The sequence below is a fragment of the Afipia sp. GW821-FHT14H12 genome, assembly GCF_058803465.1.
In genome coordinates this window covers 987,221-1,002,954 of sequence record NZ_JBXAOZ010000001.1, presented here as the reverse complement: position 1 = coordinate 1,002,954, position 15,734 = coordinate 987,221, and the positions used below count along the sequence as shown (strand labels likewise).

Below are 15,734 nucleotides of genomic sequence, written 5' to 3'. Positions count from 1 at the left end.
ATATTGCCGGATCAATTTGGAATAGGATGACCATGGACAAAGGAAAAGCCATGTACGCAGCCACCCAATCGTCTTCCTATCAGTTGCCTGTCGAGCCCGCGCCCCGCACCCTGCTGATCGTCGAGGACGACAAGGCCTTTCTCGAGCGCCTGTCGCGCGCGATGGAAACCCGTGGGTTCACCGTCACGAGCTGCGACAACGTTCCCGAGGGCCTCACCGCCATCGAACAGTCACCGCCAGCCTTCGCGGTGGTCGATCTGCGCGTCGGTGACGGCAACGGGCTCGATGTCGTGGCCGCGCTGCAAAGCAAGCGCCCGGGTGCCCGCGCCATCGTGCTGACGGGCTACGGCAACATCGCCACCGCGGTGACCGCGGTGAAGCTCGGCGCGGTCGACTACCTCGCCAAGCCGGCGGATGCCGACGAAGTTGCCGCCGCGCTGCTCGCGGTCGGCGGTGCCAAGTCGGAATTGCCCCAGAACCCGATGTCGGCCGACCGGGTGCGGTGGGAGCACATCCAGCGGATTTACGAGATGTGCGACCGCAACGTCTCGGAGACCGCGCGGCGGCTGAACATGCACCGCCGCACGCTCCAGCGCATTCTGGCCAAGCGCGCGCCGCGCTAAGCCAAAATTCAAATCCGAATTCGTCATCCGGCCCGCTCGCAGCGGGCCGGAACTTTTTTGGGCTGCTCCGCGTTGCACCGGTGAATTCAGGGAGCAATCGACGGTCCATGCGCAAAGCCCGCCACATCGACATCTCGACGCGTCTCGAAGCCACCAAGCGGCTCGGCCTCTTGGAAGACTACCGCGTGGACTGGGACAAGCCGCTGGGCGCGCCCCGCGTCACCGTGTGCGGCCGCCCGTCCTATCCCGCGCAGATCACCAAGAATTATATCGCAGACCTTCTCGCCGAACTGGTGCCGGCGCGCGAGATCGTCGTCACGCGACCCTCCAGGGCCTGAGACCATCCGCGAGCGGGCCATGATCCACGATCTCATCCGCGAAGCGACCCACACCTCCCACCGGCGTCTCGACCTTGCGCTGTCGTGGCTCGACCTCAGCAAGCCGCGCTATTACGCCAGTTTTCTGCGCGGGCAGGCCGAGGCCCTGTTCCCCATAGAAGCCGCGCTCGAGCGCAACGGCGTCGCATTCATCCTGTCTGACTGGCCGCGCCGCGCCCGCACCGCCGCGCTCGAGCACGACCTGATCGTGATGGATGCGTCCTGCGATCCGCTGCCCGAGCCGCATCTCGACAACCCTGCACAAATGTTCGGCACGGTCTATGTGCTGGAAGCCCTGCGCATGGGCGCGCGCGTGATGCTGTCGCGCCTCGCGCAATATCCCGACTCCTGCTCGATCGGTGCCACGAAATATCTGCGGCATGGTTTCGGCCAGCGGCTGTGGCCGACATTCCTCGACGCGCTGGAAACCCATCCGGCCGCGCTCAACGACCCGCGATCCGTGGTGCAGGGCGCCGAGATTGCGTTCGGCATGTTCGAGAGCGCATTGGTGCCGATCGTCAGCACCGCCGCCGAATAGCCAGCGAATTGACTCGCTAAAATTCACTTGGCCGGGAGCGGAAAATGCGCTTTGTGGCCGCATGACCGAGCAGACCGAAGCGCCCAAGGCCGGCGCAACCATCATTCCCGTCACGCCGTTCCAGCAGAACTGCATGCTGCTGTGGTGCGAGCAAACGAAAAAGGCCGTGGTGGTCGATCCCGGTGGCGACGTGCTCGACATCCTCAACGCGATCAAGCAGGCCGGGGTCAAGGTCGAGCACATCTGGCTCACCCATGGCCATGTCGATCATGTTGGCGGCGCCGACGAGCTGCGCGAGCATCTCAAGGTGCCGATCACCGGCCCGCACATCGCCGACAAGTTTCTTCTCGATCATGTCGTGGACAGCGCGCGGCGCTACGGCCTCACCGGCCTGCGCGACGTCACGCCGGATACCTGGCTCAGCGAAGGCGACAAGGTCAGCGTCGGCGAACTGACGTTCGAGCTGCTGCATTGCCCCGGCCATTCGCCGGGCAGCATGGTGTTCTTCAACCCGGCCATGAAATTCGCGATCATGGGCGACGTGCTGTTCAACGGCTCGATCGGACGCACCGATTTGCCCGGCGGCGATCACGAGACGCTCTTGGCCTCGATCCGCGACAAGGTGCTGCCGCTCGGCGACGAGGTCGGCTTCATCTGCGGCCACGGCCCGGGCTCGACCATCGGCCAGGAACGGCTGACCAATCCGTTCCTCACCGGCATGGCGTGAGCGCCGTCACTCCATCGCGGCCTTGAGCGCGACCGCCGCCGAGGCATAGCCGCCGCGCGCGCCGTCGATGAAATGGAAATGCCCGGCCTGCGCCTGCGGCAGCGAAAAGCAGGTCATCAGCGCGGCATCCTGCCGGTGCAGGCCGTAGCGGATCGTGCCCATGTCCGCCGCGCGGGTCAGCAGCGTTTCGATCGCGCGCGCGGTCGGCGGCGAACAATCGATCACCATGCGCAAGCCGTCGTCGTATTTCCGGAAGTCGGAGTTCTCGACCACCTCGCGCATATAGACCGGCGCGGAAAATCCACCGACGCGCAGATTGAAGCGAAACAGCACGTAGAGCCACAGCGTCCATCCCGTGACGGCGATGCGCCGCCACCACAAGGGGCCGCGTTGGCGAGTGCGCGCGACGTAGTCCACGCCCGGCGCAGGCCAGCGGCGCGGCGGGCCTTGCGGCGGGATCGGACGGCCCCCCTCCGGGCTCATCTCCACCAGCGCCAGCATTCTTTCGATCACCGCACGGAATGCAGATTTATCCTCGCCATGCGGCACGACGAGAATCGACAGCATCACACCGCGCGCCGACATGATCTCGGAGAAATGGCAGGACAGGCCGGTGAGATCGGGATGGCTGCCACGCGGCGCTTGCGGCACCGCGAACGCGCCCCGCTTCATCGCGGCATCGGCCCATTTGAGGCCGCCGCCCTCGAACATCGCATAAGAGACATTGGGTGACGGCGCATAGCGCGCCACGCTCACATCGAGCCCCTCCGCGCGGATCGCCTCGATTGGAATAAGCGCGACGCGCATGGTGAGATCGAGAGCCTCCTTCACCCATGCGGCTGTTTCTGCGAGGGCACGTTCGGCAATCTTGCGATCGGCGGCCGCCACAGCGAAGCTCGCGCCGTCGCCGCCGAACACGAACGGAAAATCACGCAACTCCATCGCATTGGTCATCGCCGCGATCACCGCCGCGCCCGCCATGTTCACGGCCTTGTACCGCTGATTGGCGATCGCCTCCGTCGAACGCACGATGTCGGCGGTGCCGATCAGCCAGCCGTCCGGCAGCGGACGGTAGAACGACGGCTCCATCAGCCGGCCGAAATCATCGAATACCGGAATGCCGGAATAGAACGCGGCATCATTGTCCCGATTCATTCCGTTTTCGCTCCGGTTCATTCTTCTGTCTCATTTGGATCATGCGGTGCGGTCTGCTACCAAGTCCGCCGCACCAACGATAGTGAGATCACACGTGAGTGAACTGTTCACACCCTGGCACCTGGGCCAGCTTGCCCTCTCCAATCGCATTATCATCGCACCGATGTGCGAATACTCCGCCGAGGACGGCAGCGCCACCGACTGGCACATGATCCATCTCGGCCATCTGGCGCTATCCGGTGCGGGCCTCCTCATTCTGGAAGCCACCGGCGTATCGCCCGAAGGCCGCATCTCGCCGCAGGATCTCGGCCTCTACTCCGATGCCAATCAGAAGGCGCTGGCGCGCGTGCTACATGCGGTGCGCGCTTATTCGCCGATCAAGGTCGCCATCCAGCTCGCCCATGCCGGCCGCAAGGCCTCGACCAAGGTGCCGTGGGAAGGCGGCGGGCAGATTCCGCCGGGCGGGAAAGACGGCTGGCAGACCGAAGCGCCCTCCGCACTTCCCTTCGCGGCAGGAGAAAATCCGCCGACCGCACTCGATGCACAGGGACTTGCGCGCGTGCGCGACGATTTCGTGCGCGCGGCAAAGCGCGCAGCCGAACTCGGATTCGACGGCATCGAGATTCACGCCGCGCACGGCTATCTGCTGCATCAGTTCCTGTCACCGCTCTCCAACGCACGCACCGATCAATATGGCGGCAGCCTGGAGAACCGGATGCGGTTTCCACTCGAAATCTATGACGCGGTGCGCGCGGCATTTCCGGCGGACAAACCGGTCTGGGTCCGCCTCTCCGCGACCGACTGGGCGGATGGCGGCTGGGATGTCGATGGTTCAATTGCCTTCGCGAAACAATTGAAAGCCCGCGGCTGCCCCGTGATCCACGTGTCCAGCGGCGGGCTGACGCCTTCGCAGCAGATCAAGCTCGGCCCGGGCTATCAGGTCGCCTTCTCCGAGCGCATCCGCGCCGAGGCCGGCATTCCCACCATCGCGGTCGGTCTCATCACCGAGCCCAAGCAGGCGGAAGAGATTCTCACCAAGGGTCAGGCCGATGCGATCGCATTGGCACGCGCCGCGCTGTACGATCCGCGCTGGCCGTGGCACGCCGCCGCCGAGCTTGGCGATCATGTTCACGCACCGCCGCAATATCTGCGCTGCGCCCCGCACGGCCATTCGGATTTGTTCGACGCGCCTTGACGGCGACCGGCATGCCCAAAACCTATCGCCTGCTCGGGCCTGACGGCGCGTTTTATGACAGCACCGCACCGGGGCAGTTCGGTGGTCATAAAAAGCAGCGCATCTATGGCCGCCTCGATTGCCGCACCGCCACCCTTGCACTCACCAAGGGCGACACCTACCGGCGGCACAGGGTGTTCTTCGCCGACGAGGCCAGCGCGATTGGCGCCGGATACCGTCCTTGCGCGGTCTGCCTGCCGACCCAATATCGAGCGTGGCGCGCACGAAAAACGTGACGCGCGCAACGCAAACCACGAGGGCCGCACATGTCTCCGGTTTCGCTTCTCCTGAACATTCTCTGGATCGTGCTCGGCGGCTTCTGGATGGCGGTCGGCTGGATGGTCGCGGCCGTGCTGATGGCAATCACCATCATCGGCATCCCATGGGCGCGCGCGGCCATGACGATTGCGGGCTACACGCTGTTTCCGTTCGGCCAGCGCGCGATCTCTCGTGAAATGGTCACCGGCCGTTCCGATGTCGGTACCGGGCCGCTCGGGGTGATCGGCAACATTATCTGGTTCATTCTGGCGGGCTGGTGGCTGGCGCTCGGCCATCTCGGCACCGCACTCTTGATGGCGATCACCATCGTCGGCCTGCCGTTTGCGTGGGCGCACCTCAAGCTCGCGGGCATCGCGCTGTGGCCGATCGGCAAGACCATCGTCCCGGCGTAACCCTCAGGTTCGCGTTGCCGAGACCGGCGCGATCCGATAAAGGGACATCAGGCACCCGTAGCTCAGCTGGATAGAGCGTTGCCCTCCGAAGGCAAAGGTCACACGTTCGAATCGTGTCGGGTGCGCCAGCAAATTCAACAATTTAGCTAAATTGTCCCACGCGCTGTCCGGCTCGGGCGGCAGGCGCGGCATCGAGCCGCGCGCGCAGCGCGCGGGCGAAATGATGCACGTTCGGCTCGCGGTGGAAGTCGCCGTGGACGCCAGGCACCAGATCGACGGTGTAGGAATCGCCGTAAATCTGGTCGTAACGCTCCAGCTCGCTCTCGAACCGCCGCATCGGGTTGAGGAAGCCGTCTTCCGAATAGAAGAATGCGATAGGGCCGGGGTAGGCGAACAGCCGTGCCTGTTCGATCACGGCGAACAATTTCGGCGGCTGATGGAGCTCCGTCAGACGCAGCGTCATCTCGCGCATGATCAGGCTGCCCTGGCAAATGCCCGCCATCACAATCTCACCGCCGTCTAACAGGGGCAACATCTCCTGAAGATAATATTCGGCCAATGCGGTCACCTGCGCCTCGCTGTACTCCATCATGAGACTGCCCGAGCGCATGCCGTGCACGGAAAAATCCGGCCCCAAGGCATGCGCCAGCATCTCGATTTCTTCATCGAGTTGCACGCAAATGAATAATTGGTAGCGAGCGCGCGGCGAGACATGCGACATGATGAGGGAGCCGGGCGTTTTCCGCTCGCCGCCCCAGCCGAACGTCAACTGCTTCAGCCGCTTGTAGAGAAGCCCGCTTTCGAACGATCCATCCGCAGGCAGGTCGCCGGATTTGTCCTGCGCCAGGGTTTCGATGGCAGCCGCCATTTCCAGCGCGTTGAGGCCGGCGTGAAACGCACCGGGAGGCACCCGCACGCCAAACGTGCGCTCGACCTCCTCGATCATCAGCAGAAACTGCAGCGAATCGCCGCCAAGGCGGTGAAACGAATCGGACAAGCCCAGATCGAATTCCGACGCCAACACCGCTTTCCAGATCCCGAGCAGTTGCCTTTCAATCTCCTTTTCCGGCGGAGCATAGATCGGCCGGCTCACCGCGCGCCTGCCGAAATTCGTCAGCGCCCAGTTCCGGTCTTTCTTTCCGCTCGGCGTCAGGCGGATTTCAGGCACCTCGATGATCTGCTTCGGCAGCATCGCTTCCGGAAGCCATGACGATAGGCGTGCGCGGATCGATTGCAGGTCTGCGTCCGCCTCAAGCACGACGAAGCCGATCAAATCCTTCTGCTCGCGCGCGGTCTGAACACAGACGACGGCATCGCGCACGCCGGGGGCTTCCCTCAGGCGGGACTCGACCTCCTCAAGTTCAATCCGGTTGCCGTTGATCTTGATCTGATTGTCGGCGCGGCCAAGATAGAGAAGGCGGCCCCAACGATCTTTGCGAACCATGTCACCGGTGCGGTACAGAACGGTCTCGCGCCCTACTTCACCCCTCGCGACGAAATTGTTCGAGCTGCCCTCGGTGCCCGCGATATAGCCCCGTGCGACACCGGGCCCCTCAAGACACAGCTCGCCGATCTCGCCTCTCGCCACCGGCGAAAGGTTTTGATCGAGAACGAGGGCGCGCACATGCCCAAGCTGCCGTCCGATCGTCACCGGCCGCTTTCTGCGGCACAGAGCGGCGGTCGCATAGATCGTCGCCTCGGTCGGGCCATAGGCATTGATAAGGTGTTGGCCCCTCGCCCATCGCCTCACCAGAACTTCCGGCAATGCCTCACCCACCGAAACGATGCATTTCAGCGACTGCAGCGTCTGCACCGGGACACTCATCAGGATGCTCGGCGTGACCGACAGATGGGTTATCTTCTTGTCGTTGATGAAATCGGCCAGACGCTGGCCGACCAGCGGCTTGATCCAGTCGGTCGCGCAAGCCTGCGAGCCGCCTGTGAGCGACATCCAGATTTCGCCAAGCGAGATGTCGAAACTGATCGAGGTGTTGATCGACACCCGCGCGCCGGGCCGGACCTTGAATCGCCTCGTGATGTCCTTGCACAACAGAAACAGCGAGCGATGGGAGATCGCGATGCCTTTCGGTCTGCCGGTTGAGCCCGATGTGAAGCAGATATAGGCAGCATCACCGCCACGTGGCGCGAGGCTCTCCAGATCAGGATTTCCCACCGGGGTTTCACGTAGCCACTGCTCAATATAGCTTCGCCTCACTCCGAAGGCCGGCAGATCGTGTGCGGATTGCGCCCGCGTCAGCAGCAGCGACGCATGCGAAGCCTTGAGCATGTACTTCACCCGCTCGGGCGGCAGACTGGAATCGAGCGGAAGATAAACGCCGCCGATTTTCGCGATGGCGACGATCGCGATAATCAGTTCGACGGATGACGAAAGCGACACGCCTATGGCCGCACCGGGCTGAATGCCCTGTTCCAGCAGGATCACCGCAAGACGCGCCGCCGAACGATCCAGCTCGCGATAGGTCAGCGTTCCAGCCTCGCCGGACACGGCAGGCGCATCGGGGCGTCGCCTGACATGGCGATTGAAAAAATCGAGCACGGTCTTCGGGCGAGCATGGCCGAGCCAGCCCATCTTGCGCTCGCCAGCGTCGTCCTCCGGAACGGAAAAAGCCCGCACCTTCCCGGTCAGGGATGCAGTTTCGTTCGCAGCATCGGGCAGCGCGCCTGATTGCGGCACCGGCGCTAAGGCGAATCCGCCCTTTGCGAAATCCGTCGCCGCCTGCCGGATGTTGCCCGCACCGGCAAAGATCAGCGTGTCGCCCGTCGAGGCAAGGCTCGATATGTTCTGCAGCAGTTCTCCGGCATCCGGGAAGGCGCACACTGTCTTCCCGGCCTCGCGCAATGTATCCGCCAGATGATGGACGCTGACGCCGAACGTGTTCTTTTCACCGGCGCCGTCGATTTCAACGAGTCCGATGCGGTCGAACCCTTTCAGCACTTCGACATATTCGCCAAGCAGGCGCCGCGTGCGCGAATAAAGTTGCGGCTGAAACGCGATACAAAGGCTCCCGGAATGAGCGGCGATCAGCCTTGCGGTTTCCAGGCAGGCTCTCAGCTCCGTCGGGTGATGCGCATAATCGTCGATCAGGCGGACGCCATGGACCTCCCCGTGCATCTGCCATCGCCGCGACACGCCGGTGAATTGCTCGAAACCGCGCTGGATTCCTGCAAACGACACGTCGAGCGCGAGACATGCGGCAACGCACGCCAGCGCATTGCCGATCATATGCCGGCCAGGCACCTTCAGCCGCAGGGTTCCAAGTTCTGCGCCATAAGCGATCACGGAAAATGTCGAGCCGCCACCGTCCATTGCGATATGAGCGGCATGAACATCAAACCCGGCGGCAAAGCCGAACGTCGTGACCGGCGCGATTGCACTTGCCGCGATGTCCCGCGCCCGCGCATCCTCGCCATTGACGATCAGCGCGCCGCCATTGCGGATTCGCCCGGCGAAATCCCGGAACGCGCCGTGCAGTTTTTCCACCGAGCCATAATGCTCGATATGATCGTCGTCGATATTGAGGATCAGCGCGATGTCCGGCGACAACGGCGCGAGATTCTGAAATGCCTCGCAGGCCTCGGCCACGAAGATGTCCGATGCGCCGCACCGCCCCTGGATATTGTCGAGACATTCCGAGGGCGCGCCGACGACATGGGAGACATCCTGCCCGCTCGCGCGCAGGATGTTCGCGATCATCGTCGTGGTGGATGATTTGCCATGCGAGCCGGACACCGCCACCGCGCGCGAATGTTCAAGCAGCAACCCCAGACATTGGGCACGCTTCGCGATCGGAATCTGCCGAAGCCGCGCTTCGGCAAGCTCGGGGTTCGAGAACGGGATGGCGTCGCTGTAAACCACCATTCCGGCGCCGTTGACGTGATCCGCATGATGGCCGTGAAAAACCGTGGCGCCCTTCTGCACGAGAGAACCATCATGCGGCGCATTGAGGTCGCTGCCCGTCACCGTCTTGCCAAGGCCGACCAGATATTCGGCAAGCCCGGTCATTCCGGAGCCGTTGATGCCAATCAAGTGAATGTGCTGGGGAAGATCACGCACCTAAAAGCCCTCGATGTCCCCTTTCATGGCATATGCGCCGATGGACTGCAGTTCCTTCATCACCCAGTAGCGACCCACTGGCGATGTCCACCAAACGTCCAGCGGCGGGTCGTCTTCGGCGTAAGACGGCCGCATCACATAGCGCAGATGCGCCGGCCAGACCTTGAGGGCAGTCATCAGCACGCGCCGCATATGATAGGGCTTCGCGGTCAAGGAAACCGTGCGGATATTGGTCCAGCCGAACGCGGCCTCGATCATCTCCGCAGAGAAGACAAAATTTTCCAGCGTGTTGCTGGAGCGATCCTCGACCCAGATCGCCTCCGCGGGAATGCCGCGCTCGATCGCGATGCGCTGATAGATCCTGCTTTCCGGCTCGGCCTTGTTTTTCTTGAAAGGCCGCCATCGCCGGGGTTTGGGGCCCTTCCCGGAAATCCATATCCGCTTCGTCAGCCCGGCCTTGAACAGATCAATCGCGGGATCGATGTTCGAAGGCGTGGCGCTGCCCAGAACGAAACTCAGATCGACCGGCTGAGGCTCATCCTCGAGATGCAGGAACCGCGCGACAGCCGCCCGGACCTCTGCAACGCGTATGTCGCGGCTGGACTCCATCGGAGCCTCTCCCGTTACCGCGTAACCGGCAGGGATCGGTACAGCGCAATCCTCTGTGTGTCCTTGCCACTATCGACGGTTCGTAACGCTTCAGGTTTAATGTGAGAGCGTATCATGTGCCTGATTGGGGATTGAGTGCCGCGTTTCAATTCACGGATAAGCCGCCGTGCCTTTATAGCATCTGCCGCTGGCGTTGCTACTTTTGCGGCAAAGGCGGCTCAGCCACCCGCTTCCCTCGCCTCCGACGTTGCATCCCTGTTGATGGTCGGCTTTGCCGGGTCGAACCCCCATTCGCCCTCCGCCATCCGGCTGGCCCGGCACATTCGTCATGGCCATGTGGGCTCGGTATTTTTCGTCCAGGATAATGTCGGGTCCAATCGGGATCTTCAGGACCTTGTCGCAGGCTTCAAGGCCGCGCGGCCCCGCCTGCGCCTCGCCATCGATCATGAAGGCGGCCTGGTCCAGCGGCTGATCCCGATTCACGGCTGCAGGCGCATTCCAAAAGCGTTCGATATTCCGGCACGCATGAGCCCGTCGGAGGCGCTCCATTTGTACACACAGGTCAGCGCCGAGTTTGCCGCGACCGGTTTCAACATCAACCTCGCGCCGGTGATCGACATTTATGCGCCCGGAAATCCGGCAATCGCAAAATTCGGACGCGCCTTTTCGTCTGACCCGAATATCATCGCCACCTATGCGCGCGCTTTCATCGACGGCTTCCATGCCTCGCACATCGTGTGCGCCCTGAAGCATTTTCCCGGTTATGGAAACGTCATGGAAGACAACCACGACGAGCTTCCCGACATCACCAAAACCTGGTCGGCCCGCGACCTGGAGCCATACACGGCCCTCATGAACAACGGCCGCGTCGACCTCATCATGGGCACGCATCTGAAACTGACCTCGCTCGACCCACGTCTACCCACAACACTGTCCCGCCGGATCACGACCGGGCTGCTGCGCGAGAAGCTGCGCTTTCAAGGCGTGATCATGACCGATGACATCGACATGGCCGCGCTTGCCAAAGACATGGACCGCAAATCGGCGTTCATCGCGGCCCTCGCCGCCGGCAACGATCTGATCATGGTGTAGAACGTCACCGATCACGACCCCAATTTCCCTCTGCATGCCGTGCAATGGGTGGAGGAGGCCGTCGCAAGGGGAACCCTGTCGCGCGAGGCCATCGCCGCCTCCGCCCGCCGGGTCGAGGCGCTGCCTGTTCCAGCCTGACATTTCCGTGAGCGCATAATTAAATCTGGCGTTCCAACAATATATAGTTTAATAGATTGTATATTGATGAATTCAGCGAGACCCCATGAGCGCCGTGAAGATCACCGACCGTCTGACGGTTGCAAGCCAGCCCGATATCGGCAGCTTCGCCGATATCGCAAGGGATTACGCCGCCCTGATCAACCTCCGTCCCGATGGCGAGGATGCGGCCCAGCCCGGCAACAGTGCGGAGCATGCGGCGGCCACCGATGCCAAGCTCGGCTACGCGTTCCTACCCGTCACAGGCTCGACGATCACCGAAGCTGATATCCGCGCCTTCCAGCACGCGATGAATTCAGCCGACGGCCCGGTTTACGCCCATTGCAAGGGCGGCACGCGCGTGCTGACGCTCTACGTTCTCGGCGAGGTTCTCGACGGACGGATGCGGCGCGAGGAGGTCGAGGCCTTCGGCAAGGCGCGCGGCTTCGATCTCTCCCGCGCGGCGCGCTGGCTCGCGCGCCAGTCGGCCTACAAGCCGGCGGTGAAGGGCTTCTATGACGTCCGCACCGGCAGCATCCAATACGTCGTCTCCGACCCCGCCACCAAACGCTGCGCCATCATCGATCCTATCTACGATTTCGATGAGAAGTCCGGCGCAACCGGCACCACGAATGCCGATGCGATCCTCGCTTATATCGGCAGCGAGGGATTGACGGTGGAATGGATTCTCGACACCCATCCCCACGCCGACCACTTCTCCGCCGCGCATTATCTCAAGGCAAAAACCGGCGCGCCCACCGCAATCGGCGCGCATGTCACCGACGTGCAGAAGTTATGGAAGGCCATCTACAACTGGCCCGACTTTCCCGCCGACGGATCGCAATGGGACCGGTTGTTCAATCATGGCGACACCTTCAGGATCGGCACGATCGAGGGGCGCATCCTGTTTTCGCCGGGCCATACACTCGCTTCGATCACCTACGTGATCGGCGATGCCGCCTTCGTGCACGATACGATCTTCATGCCGGACTCCGGTACGGCGCGGACCGACTTTCCCGGCGGCAGCGCGCAAACATTGTGGGCCTCGATCCAGCGGATTCTGGCGCTGCCGGACGACACGCGCCTGTTCACCGGCCACGACTACCAGCCCCATGGGCGTCATGCCCGCTGGGAAAGCACCGTCGGCGAACAGAAGCACGCCAATCCTCACATTGCCGGAATCGACGAGGCCGCGTTCATCCAGTTGCGCGAAGCACGCAACAAGATCCTGCCGATGCCAAAGCTCATTCTGCACGCGCTGCAGGTCAACATTCGCGGCGGGCGCCTGCCAGAACCCGAAGCCAACGGCAGGCGCTACCTCAAGTTTCCGCTCGATGCGCTGGAGGGATCGGCATGGTGAGCCGCGCGGGAGCAGCGGCGCGGGCTTTCCCGCCCCCGACAGATATCGAAGCCAACGCCAACGAGGCGGCGGCGCTTCTGAAAACCCTTAGTCATCCGGGCCGCCTCGCACTCGCCTGCGCGCTTGCCGAAGGCGAATATTCCGTCGGCGCGCTTGAAGAGCGGCTTGGCATTCATCAGCCAAGCCTGTCGCAACAGCTCGGCATCCTGCGCGACGCCGGCGTGGTGAAGACGCGGCGCGAGGCCAAGCAGATCTTCTACCGGTTGACGGAGGCCAAGGCCGCGCAACTGATCGAAGCCCTGCATGCGATCTACTGCCGGAAAGGAAAACGGCGATGATATCCTATTGGCCATCGCTGATCGGTGGCATGCTGATCGGCCTGTCCGCCATGCTTCTGCTGTTCGTCAACGGCAGGATCGCGGGCATCAGCGGCATCGTCGGCCGCCTGCTCGACGGCCAGCAGATCGGAACGAATGCCGCTTTCATTGCCGGGCTTCTGTGCGGGCCGTGGCTTTATGCAGCCGTGACCGGGCACCTGCCGCCGGTGACGATTGCCGCCTCCACTTCGATCCTCGTGCTCGCAGGCCTTCTCGTCGGCATCGGCACCCGCATGGGATCGGGCTGCACCTCCGGTCACGGCATTCTGGGGCTGGCACGATTCTCGAAACGCTCGCTTGTCGCGACATCGGTTTTTCTGGCAACGGGAATCATCGTCGCAACCACCATGGGCGCATGGCGATGAGTGCTCTACTCCGTCTTCTCGTCGCTTTCGCGGCAGGCACGATCTTCGGATTTGGATTGTCGCTATCCGGCATGGTCGATCCCGCGCGGGTGATCGGCTTTCTCAATGTCGCAAGCGGCCACTGGGACCCGAGCCTCGCCTTCGTGCTTGGCGGCGCATTGCTGGTGGCGCTCCCCGGCATGGCGATCCAGCGACGGCTGGCGCGGCCTGCGCTCGATGATTGCTTTCATCTCCCAACAGCCACCATCATCGATCCGCGGCTCGTTGTCGGCTCTGCCGTTTTCGGAGCGGGCTGGGGGCTCGCCGGGTTCTGCCCCGGCCCCGCCGTGACGGCACTTTCGATCGGCTTGACGACGCCCTTCGTCTTCGCAGCCGCGATGGCTGCGGGCATGGTGCTGCACGATCACATGCTCGCCCGGAAATAACCGAAAGTGGCCGGACAAGGCGTTTGGCGTTATGCTCGGCTGCCGATGAGGTTGCCGTCATGACCCCCGCTCCCGAACTTGCCGTCACGCAATGGTTCAATGTCGCCGCGCCGCTGACGCTCGAAGAACTGCGCGGCCGGGTCGTCGTTCTTCACGCCTTCCAGATGCTGTGTCCGGGCTGCGTTCAGGCCGGCATTCCGCAGGCCCAGCGCATTGCCAATATCTTCTCTCCCGACAAGGTTGTCGTGATCGGACTTCACACGGTGTTCGAGCATCACGCCGCCATGACGCCCGTCGCGCTGGAGGCATTTCTGCATGAATACCGCGTCGATTTTCCGGTCGCGGTCGACCGGCCCGGCGACGGCACGCCGATCCCCCACACCATGGCGGCCTATGGCATGACCGGAACGCCGAGCCTGGTGCTGATCGACCGGGCGGGCAACATCCGCAAGCACACGCTGGGGGCCGAAGACGACCTGCGGGTGGGCGCCGATATCGCCCTGTTGACCGCGGAACCCTGGCCAGCGGGTTGATTTTCCTTAGAAAGATGCATATAGGATGCATCATTAGATCAAGGGTAAATGATGTCGGAACCTGTCATGTCAGCGGCCGAACGGCGCGCCGAGATTACCAGCGCGATCCGCGCCGAGACGGGAATCGACGAAGCCCTGATCGATCGCATCGTCGACGAGTTCTACACCCGTGTCCGCAACGACGAGCTGATCGGCCCGATCTTCAACACGCGCATCGCCGACTGGGGTCCGCATCTGCGCCAGATGAAGGCGTTCTGGTCCTCGGTCGCGCTGATGAGCGGGGAATATCACGGCCAGCCGATGCGCAAGCATCTGCCGCTGCCGGTGGACGCGCAGCATTTCGACCGCTGGCTGCAATTGTTCCAGGAGACCGTGAACGATCTCTGCACGCCGAAGGCTGCCGAGCACTTCATGGAGCGCGCGCGGCGCATCGCCGAAAGCCTCGAACTGGGGATCGCGGGCGCCAATGGCGTGATGCTGGCCAGAGGCGCCCGCTTCAAGCGAGTCGAATCTTCCGTTTCCTGAGCGGCGTCAGTTCGTGACGTCGATCTTGGCTTTCATGTTGGGATGAAAGCGACAGTAGTACTCGACCTCTCCCGCCTTCTTGATCACCAGCGTCGCCGACTTCTTCGGCGGAATCAGCACATCCCAGTCACCCTTCACCGTCGCGGTGTGAGCGAGAATGTCGTTGTTGACCCATTCGATGGTGTCGCCGACCTTGGCCTTCACCACCCCCGGCGAAAACACCAGTTTGTCGATGGTCACGCGCACCGTCTCGGCATGCGCCGAAGCGCTGCCGAGTACAGTCGCGACAACCATGGGCACAAGCCAATAGCGCGCCGAAAGCATGCTATTTTCCTTTCGCTCGTGGCAGGGATGACGCGTTACTTCAAATCCGCGAGCGTGTGCTCGGCATGCTGCAGATGGCCTTCGAAAATTTTCAGGCCGGTTTCCAGCAGGCTCTTCAGTTCGGCGTTGCTCGACGAGGGAATGAGCTGCTTCTCGAGCGCGCCATCGACCGTCTTATGGAAGGCCACTTCGTTCGCGACATAAGCCTTGTCGTAGGCGGCGCCGCTCAGCTTGGCGAGTTCAGCCTGCTTGTCCGCCGCCTGCTTGGTGAGCGCGCGGCTGGTGTCGTTGTCTTCCGGCGTGACCTTCAGCTTGTTGACGAGATCGAGCGCCTGTTTGTTGACCGCCTCATGATCGCGAACCATGTCCTTGGCAAAGGCGATCACTTCCTTGTTCTTCGACTTCGACAGCGCCTGCTTGGCGGCCGTGACATCGATAACGCCCGCGGTATAGGCGATGTGGGCGATCTGCGGATCGGTGAGCTTCGCGCCCTGCGCGAAAGCGGGTGTGCCCAAAAGGCAAACAGCGGCGAGAGCCGCGCTGAATTTGGCGAACATGGTACTGCTCC

At 62.9% G+C, this 15,734-nt stretch carries 19 protein-coding genes and 1 tRNA gene; 15 read left to right on the top strand and 5 right to left on the bottom strand.

What is annotated here, in order from left to right; translation table 11 throughout:
- Positions 1-50 precede the first annotated feature (50 nt).
- The 4 genes from AC1RNA_RS05020 (at position 51) to AC1RNA_RS05005 (ending at position 2,265) form a co-directional block, all read left to right on the top strand.
- Positions 51-623 carry an ActR/PrrA/RegA family redox response regulator transcription factor gene (locus AC1RNA_RS05020; protein WP_040298113.1) on the top strand — a complete coding sequence of 191 codons (573 nt, stop codon included), beginning with the start codon at positions 51-53 and terminating at the stop codon, positions 621-623.
- A gap of 107 nt (positions 624-730) precedes the next feature.
- A complete protein-coding gene (locus AC1RNA_RS05015) occupies positions 731-961 on the top strand; it encodes a hypothetical protein (RefSeq protein WP_009338373.1) in 231 nt (76 codons plus the stop codon).
- Between the two features lie 19 nt (positions 962-980).
- Positions 981-1,538 (top strand): biliverdin-producing heme oxygenase, encoded by a 558-nt coding sequence (locus tag AC1RNA_RS05010; RefSeq protein WP_009338374.1) that lies wholly within the window; start codon positions 981-983, stop codon positions 1,536-1,538.
- Between the two features lie 61 nt (positions 1,539-1,599).
- Positions 1,600-2,265 carry an MBL fold metallo-hydrolase gene (locus AC1RNA_RS05005; RefSeq protein WP_009338375.1) on the top strand — a complete coding sequence of 222 codons (666 nt, stop codon included), beginning with the start codon at positions 1,600-1,602 and terminating at the stop codon, positions 2,263-2,265.
- A gap of 6 nt (positions 2,266-2,271) precedes the next feature.
- Here the strand turns inward: AC1RNA_RS05005 and AC1RNA_RS05000 are convergent, their stop codons facing one another.
- Positions 2,272-3,420 carry a DUF3095 domain-containing protein gene (locus tag AC1RNA_RS05000; RefSeq protein ID WP_009338376.1) on the bottom strand — a complete coding sequence of 383 codons (1,149 nt, stop codon included), beginning with the start codon at positions 3,418-3,420 and terminating at the stop codon, positions 2,272-2,274.
- Between the two features lie 94 nt (positions 3,421-3,514).
- Here AC1RNA_RS05000 and AC1RNA_RS04995 point away from each other — a divergent pair, with 94 nt between their 5' ends.
- From AC1RNA_RS04995 to AC1RNA_RS04980, 4 genes are all read left to right on the top strand, one after another.
- Entirely contained in the window at positions 3,515-4,615 is a 1,101-nt protein-coding gene (locus AC1RNA_RS04995) for an NADH:flavin oxidoreductase/NADH oxidase (RefSeq protein WP_009338377.1), read from the top strand.
- An 11-nt stretch (positions 4,616-4,626) separates the two neighbouring features.
- Entirely contained in the window at positions 4,627-4,890 is a 264-nt protein-coding gene (locus AC1RNA_RS04990; protein WP_009338378.1) for an Ada metal-binding domain-containing protein, read from the top strand.
- Positions 4,891-4,920: 30 nt separating this feature from the next.
- Positions 4,921-5,325: a YccF domain-containing protein gene (locus AC1RNA_RS04985; protein ID WP_009338379.1), complete on the top strand. Its 405-nt coding sequence runs from the start codon at positions 4,921-4,923 to the stop codon at positions 5,323-5,325.
- Positions 5,326-5,376: 51 nt separating this feature from the next.
- Positions 5,377-5,453 (top strand) — tRNA-Arg (locus AC1RNA_RS04980).
- Between the two features lie 14 nt (positions 5,454-5,467).
- On the opposite strand, the gene murC is transcribed toward AC1RNA_RS04980, so the two are convergent.
- Positions 5,468-9,400 carry a UDP-N-acetylmuramate--L-alanine ligase gene (murC, locus tag AC1RNA_RS04975; protein WP_009338389.1) on the bottom strand — a complete coding sequence of 1,311 codons (3,933 nt, stop codon included), beginning with the start codon at positions 9,398-9,400 and terminating at the stop codon, positions 5,468-5,470.
- Complete coding sequence (locus AC1RNA_RS04970) at positions 9,401-10,009, bottom strand: YdcF family protein (RefSeq protein WP_009338390.1); 609 nt, start codon at positions 10,007-10,009, stop codon at positions 9,401-9,403.
- A 135-nt stretch (positions 10,010-10,144) separates the two neighbouring features.
- Here AC1RNA_RS04970 and AC1RNA_RS04965 point away from each other — a divergent pair, with 135 nt between their 5' ends.
- The 7 genes from AC1RNA_RS04965 (at position 10,145) to AC1RNA_RS04935 (ending at position 14,842) form a co-directional block, all read left to right on the top strand.
- A complete protein-coding gene (locus AC1RNA_RS04965) occupies positions 10,145-11,101 on the top strand; it encodes a glycoside hydrolase family 3 N-terminal domain-containing protein (protein WP_492950417.1) in 957 nt (318 codons plus the stop codon).
- A gap of 223 nt (positions 11,102-11,324) precedes the next feature.
- Complete coding sequence (gene blh / locus AC1RNA_RS04960) at positions 11,325-12,617, top strand: bifunctional sulfur transferase/dioxygenase Blh (RefSeq protein WP_009338392.1); 1,293 nt, start codon at positions 11,325-11,327, stop codon at positions 12,615-12,617.
- Positions 12,611-12,955 carry a sulfite-sensing transcriptional repressor BigR gene (gene bigR / locus AC1RNA_RS04955; protein ID WP_009338393.1) on the top strand — a complete coding sequence of 115 codons (345 nt, stop codon included), beginning with the start codon at positions 12,611-12,613 and terminating at the stop codon, positions 12,953-12,955. The genes blh and bigR overlap by 7 nt, the downstream gene beginning before the upstream one ends.
- Complete coding sequence (locus tag AC1RNA_RS04950) at positions 12,952-13,359, top strand: YeeE/YedE family protein (RefSeq protein ID WP_009338394.1); 408 nt, start codon at positions 12,952-12,954, stop codon at positions 13,357-13,359. The genes bigR and AC1RNA_RS04950 overlap by 4 nt, the downstream gene beginning before the upstream one ends.
- The gene (locus AC1RNA_RS04945) at positions 13,350-13,784 is read left to right on the top strand and encodes a YeeE/YedE family protein (protein ID WP_040297874.1); all 435 of its coding nucleotides are present in this window, start codon (positions 13,350-13,352) and stop codon (positions 13,782-13,784) included. Before AC1RNA_RS04950 ends, AC1RNA_RS04945 begins: the two co-directional genes overlap by 10 nt.
- Positions 13,785-13,843: 59 nt before the next feature.
- Entirely contained in the window at positions 13,844-14,317 is a 474-nt protein-coding gene (locus AC1RNA_RS04940; protein ID WP_009338396.1) for a redoxin family protein, read from the top strand.
- Between the two features lie 66 nt (positions 14,318-14,383).
- Positions 14,384-14,842, top strand: a complete 459-nt coding sequence (locus tag AC1RNA_RS04935) for a group III truncated hemoglobin (RefSeq protein WP_009338397.1) — start codon at positions 14,384-14,386, stop codon at positions 14,840-14,842.
- Between the two features lie 6 nt (positions 14,843-14,848).
- Here AC1RNA_RS04935 and AC1RNA_RS04930 read toward each other — a convergent pair whose 3' ends face one another.
- Positions 14,849-15,166 (bottom strand): cupredoxin domain-containing protein, encoded by a 318-nt coding sequence (locus AC1RNA_RS04930; protein ID WP_009338398.1) that lies wholly within the window; start codon positions 15,164-15,166, stop codon positions 14,849-14,851.
- A gap of 35 nt (positions 15,167-15,201) precedes the next feature.
- Entirely contained in the window at positions 15,202-15,723 is a 522-nt protein-coding gene (locus AC1RNA_RS04925; RefSeq protein WP_009338399.1) for a DUF4142 domain-containing protein, read from the bottom strand.
- Positions 15,724-15,734 lie beyond the last annotated feature (11 nt).